Source organism: Streptomyces sp. LS1784, from assembly GCF_020103755.1.
GTDB lineage: Bacteria > Actinomycetota > Actinomycetes > Streptomycetales > Streptomycetaceae > Kitasatospora.
Genome location: NZ_JAHSQD010000589.1, coordinates 1 through 4,919, shown reverse-complemented (window position 1 = coordinate 4,919; position 4,919 = coordinate 1). Strand labels below are relative to the sequence as shown.

Below are 4,919 nucleotides of genomic sequence, written 5' to 3'. Positions count from 1 at the left end.
CGGGGCGGGTGACATCGAGGGCCGGATCGGCCTCGGCGGCGCCTTCCGGCGCAGGCTCCGGTGCCGGTGCCGGTGCCGGAGGCGCGGGCGGTTCGGGTACCGCCGGAGGCGCCGGCGGTTCGGATATCGCCGGAGGCGCGGGCGGCGCCGACGGTTCGGGGGCGGCGGGCGGCCTGTTCCCACGCGCCGCGCGGACGATGACCCACAGCCGGTACAGCTCGACGCGTTCCTGCGGCGTCGCCTCGCACAGCCGCGAGAAGTGTTCCAGCGGGGCGAACTCCGTCGGCATCACATCGCCGTTGCAGTAGCGGTGCAGGGCCGACGTGCTCAGGTGCAGCCGCTTCGCCAGCGCGCCGTAACTGAGCCCCGACCGGCTCTTCAGCTCCCGCAGCAGCTGCGCGACCTCGTCCGTCTCCCTCAACTTCCCGATTCCCTTCGGCACTGTTTCTTCACCCGCTCGTGACGCCCGTCGTGACCGCGCCCCGTCTCCGGCCGCTGCCGGCGGTCGGGCTCGGCGCCGTCCCGTCCCCCGGCGACCGGATGACCATGACGCGAGCTTCGGCAGACAAGCACGCGGCACGCCGTCCTGCGGTTCCCCCGTCCCGCGAACGCGTCCCAGGAAGCTTACGTCTTCCCAGCTCAGAGCATGTACGGGCGTCCCCGGGTCCCTGATCGCAGGCCTGCCGTTGTGGCCGGGACGAGCGGGCGGACAAGCTGGCGGCCAACACCGAGAGGGAGCAACTGTGAGCACTGTTCGGGCGGCCCGAGCCGCAATACGCACCACCGACCGCTTCAACCGCGGCGCGGTGGCACTGACGATGGGCGGGGTACTGCTGATGACCGCGGCCTGCGGGAACGACCAGGGCAAGGGCGGTGAAGCGGCCGGGACAGCGGGCGCCGCAGCCTCCGCCGCCCCCGGCGGGACCGGGACCGCGAATGCGAATGCGCCGAGGACGTCGGCCGCGGTGCTGGACGTCGAACCGAAGGACGGCGCCCGTGGCGTCGCGCCGAACGCTCTGCGGGTGTCCGTCTCCAAGGGCAAGCTCACCACCGTCGACGTGACCGACAAGGACGGCAAGTCCGTCCCGGGCTCGATCACCCCGGACGGCACCGGCTGGAAGCCCTCCGCCGCGCTCACGCCCGGCACGGCGTACACGGTGAACGCCCAGGCGGCGGACGCCGACGGCCTGGTGGCCGCGTCCACCTCCGCCTTCACCACGCTCACGCCCGACAAGCAGGTGTCCACCAACGACAACGTCGGCGACGGCCAGACGTACGGCGTAGGCATGATCGTCAAGGTGGACTTCAGCACGAAGATCGTGAACAAGGACTCCGTCGCCAAGGCGATCACCTTCGAGACGGACAACGGCACCGAGGTGAAGGGCCACTGGTTCGACGACAACCGGCTGGACTTCCGCCCGGCCGAGTACTGGAAGCCGGGCACCAAGGTCACCATCCACTACCGGCTGAAGAACGTCGAGGTCGCCCCGGGCGTGTGGGGCGACGTCGACAAGGACGAGCCGTTCAGCATCGGCCGCTCCCAGGTCTCCACCGCGGACGCCGCCACGCATCAGATGACGATCGTCCGGGACGGCAAGACCACCACCGTGCCCGCCACGCTCGGCGACGACAAGCACCCGTCGTGGGGCGGCACCATGGTGATCATGTCCAAGGAGAAGGTCACCCACATGAACTCCCAGACCGTCGGCCTCGGCAACGAGTACGACATCCCCGCCGTCCCGCACGCGATGCGGCTGACCAGGAGCGGCACCTACCTCCACGGCAACTACTGGTACAAGGGCGACCCGTTCGGCAAGGCGAACACCAGCCACGGCTGCGTCGCGCTCAAGGACACGGAGGGCGGCAGCGACACCTCCGCCGCGGGGGCGTTCTTCAACAGCTCGCTGATCGGCGACGTCGTCACGGTCGTGAACACGAAGGAGAAGACCGTCGCCCCCGACAACGGGCTCGGCGGCTGGAACCTCCCCTGGGCGAGCTGGTAGACCCCGTCCGCTCGTTCACACTGCCCGTGACGGGCAGCCCGGCCGACGGCGGGTCAGTCCTGGTCGGCGGCGAAGGGTCTGGCCCGCGGCGCGCGGTTCCACCACCGTACGAGGAAGGCCGGGCGGAGAGGGGCTCGTCGTCACCGATCATCCGTCACGGTGCGACGTTCCTCCATCCGCGCCCGGCCATCCGGCGGTCGGCGGCTGCGGCAGCGGCAGGCTCAGTGCCCGCAGGCCCACCAGGCGTCCGCCGTCGCCTTGCCGGCGAGCTCACGCAGGCTGCGGACCGCCTCGGCCGGGTCCTCGGCCCCGTACACCGCCGAGCCGGCCACGAACACGTCCGCGCCCGCCTCCGCGCAGCGCTCGATCGTGTTCGCCGCGACGCCGCCGTCCACCTGGAGCCAGATCTCCAGGTCGTGCTTGGCGATCAGCTCGCGGGTGCGGCGGATCTTCGGCAGCATGATGTCCAGGAAGGCCTGGCCGCCGAAGCCGGGCTCGACGGTCATGATCAGCACCATGTCGAGCTCGGGCAGCAGGTCCTCGTACGGCTCGATCGGGGTGCCGGGCTTGAGCGCCATCGAGGCGCGGGCGCCCTTGGCGCGGATCTCGCGGGCGAGCCGGACGGGCGCGGCGGCGGCCTCGATGTGGAAGGTGACCGAGCCGGCTCCGGCCTCGACGTACTGCGGGGCCCAGCGGTCCGGGTCCTCGATCATCAGGTGCAGGTCGAGCGGGATGTCGGTGGCGCGGGCGAGCGACTCGACCACCGGGACGCCGAGGGTCAGGTTGGGCACGAAGTGGTTGTCCATGACGTCCACGTGCAGCCAGTCGGAACCCCGGACGGCCTCGGCCTCGTCGGCAAGCCGGGCGAAGTCCGCGGACAGGATGCTGGGGTTGATCTGGGCCATGACCGACTACCTTCGTGCGAGGGCTGTGCGAGGGCTGGGCGCCCCCGGAGCGGGCACCTCATCCCATCATCCCGCGCCGCATCTGCGCCGACCGCACGGCACCGCCTCCACGTGACCGTCATCACACCCCTTCCGGGGTTACCGGGGCCGTCGCCGTGGTCATCAGCCCTTGTGCGGTCCACGCACCCGCCGCGGCTCCTGCCGGGCCGCTCCGACCAGCCGAGCTCCCCGGCCCGCCCGGAGCTCCGTCCGAGGAAGGTCTCCCGATGACCGATCTCGTCCACCCCGCCCGCGCGCTGTGGTGGCTCTTCGAGCCGGTGCACGCCGTCACCTACTTCCTGCCCGAGGGCCGCGCCGCCTTCGAGGAGGCGGGTCTGCAGGGCCGCCTGCACGGCTACTTCGGCACTCGCTCGGCCCCGCTCGGCGCGGTGGACGCCGCGCCGGTGACCGCCGCGTTCTTCAACTTCGCCCCGGCGATGGTCGAGCGCGCCCTGCCGGAGGTGTGGAACCACGCGAGTCCTCAGGAGGCGCTGACCGCCAGGCTGAAGGCCTCGGCGACGATCCTGGGCCGACTGCTGGAGCACGTGGACAAGGACCAGGTCGAGCTGGTCGCCGAGACCCTGGAACAGGCCGCCGCCCGGCTGGACTGCGCAGGCAGGGTCCTGGCCGCCGCCAACGCCGCGCTGCCCCGCCCGAGCGGACTGTACGAACGGCTCTGGCAGGCCGCCACCGTGATGCGCGAGCACCGCGGCGACGGCCACGTGGCCGCCCTGGTGGCGGCCGGGCTGGACGGCTGCGAGGCGCTGGTGGTCCGCTGCGCGATGGACATGCGGCGCGAGATGATCCAACCGCTGCGCGGGTGGACGGACGCGGAGTGGGAGGCGGCCGCCGAACGCCTGGTCGAGCGCGGCTGGCTGACGGCGGCCGGCTCGGTGACCGAGCTCGGCCGGATCCGCCACCAGGCCCTGGAGGCGGCCACCGACCTGGCCGCCGCCCGGGTCTGGGAGGATTACCCGCGCGCCGAACTCGACCGGCTGGCCGCGGCGTTGAAGCCGATCTCGGCGCTCTGTCGCAGCCAGTTGCCGGTCAACCCGATGGGACTGCCGGACACCCGGTGACGGGTCCGCGACGTCAGGGCTAGGACGCCCCGGGCGGACCGAGCACGATCCCCCGTCCGGCGTAGAACTGCCCGAACGACCGCCACGGCACGCGCGCGAAGGCCTGCGACTCCCCCGGGAACCCGGACGGGTTGTGGATCAGCAGCGCCGTGTCCGTGGCACCCACCGCCAGCACCAGGTGCCCGCCGCGCCGCACCGGTTCCGGCCCGTACGGCTCCCGGATCGACGGGTGCACCGAGACCATCACCAGCCGGCCGCCGGTCACCTCGGCCGACACCTCCCCGGGCGTCAACTCCCGTGCCTGCGCGGCCAGTCCCCACCGGTGCCGGACGTAGTCGGCGAACGGCGCGTGGACCAGCCCGCGCAGGCTCTCGCCGTCCCGCAGGTACGCGCCGGCCGCCACGCATTCGGCCGCGAGCGCCATCGCCGTCGGGGTCACCCCCCACCAGTGCTCCAGCGCCATCCGCAGGCAGGCCACCCCGCACAGCCGCCAGGACCACCAGGCGTACTCCTCCGGGCTGGCCGCCCCCGACTGCCCCCAGCGCGGGTCCCGCGCCGCGTCGAGTTCGCCGTCCACGATGGCCCGCACCAGCTCCGCGGACTCCCACTGCGCCCGGTACGGCACCTCGTGCACCACCCGCGCCGGCCGCGCGGCGCCGCCCTGATCGACCATCCCCCGACGCTCCCACACCGGGGCGCCCGGACGACTCACGACACTCCTTGAGTACCCGTACTCAGGCACTCGCCCGACCGGCCCGCCTCACGTGATCACGCCGACGACGGAGATGGCGGCGGAGATCACGGGGGCCGCCCGCCGCCGCACCGCCACCGCCGCCTACGCGCCCGCCGTGCCGTCCCCCACGGCCCCGCCGTCCCGCTTCCCGGCGCCGCTC

The 4,919-nt window shown here is 73.0% G+C and carries 5 protein-coding genes; 2 read left to right on the top strand and 3 right to left on the bottom strand.

The genetic code is table 11. The features are described from left to right. A partial coding sequence (locus tag KS423_RS38395; RefSeq protein ID WP_224284367.1) for a helix-turn-helix transcriptional regulator occupies positions 1-421 on the bottom strand: 421 nt, incomplete at its 3' end. 322 nt (positions 422-743) lie between these two features. On the opposite strand from KS423_RS38395, the gene KS423_RS38390 reads away from it, so the two are divergent. Next, positions 744-2,003 (top strand): Ig-like domain-containing protein, encoded by a 1,260-nt coding sequence (locus tag KS423_RS38390; RefSeq protein WP_224284366.1) that lies wholly within the window; start codon positions 744-746, stop codon positions 2,001-2,003. Positions 2,004-2,224: 221 nt separating this feature from the next. Here KS423_RS38390 and rpe read toward each other — a convergent pair whose 3' ends face one another. Next, the gene (gene rpe / locus KS423_RS38385) at positions 2,225-2,908 is read right to left on the bottom strand and encodes a ribulose-phosphate 3-epimerase (RefSeq protein ID WP_224284365.1); all 684 of its coding nucleotides are present in this window, start codon (positions 2,906-2,908) and stop codon (positions 2,225-2,227) included. Between the two features lie 266 nt (positions 2,909-3,174). Between rpe and KS423_RS47700 the strand changes: the two genes are divergently transcribed. Further along, positions 3,175-4,026, top strand: coding sequence for a hypothetical protein (locus KS423_RS47700; RefSeq protein ID WP_263455686.1), 852 nt, complete (start codon positions 3,175-3,177; stop codon positions 4,024-4,026). Positions 4,027-4,045: 19 nt separating this feature from the next. On the opposite strand, the gene KS423_RS38375 is transcribed toward KS423_RS47700, so the two are convergent. Continuing rightward, positions 4,046-4,699, bottom strand: coding sequence for a C39 family peptidase (locus tag KS423_RS38375; protein ID WP_224284364.1), 654 nt, complete (start codon positions 4,697-4,699; stop codon positions 4,046-4,048). Positions 4,700-4,919: the final 220 nt, after the last annotated feature.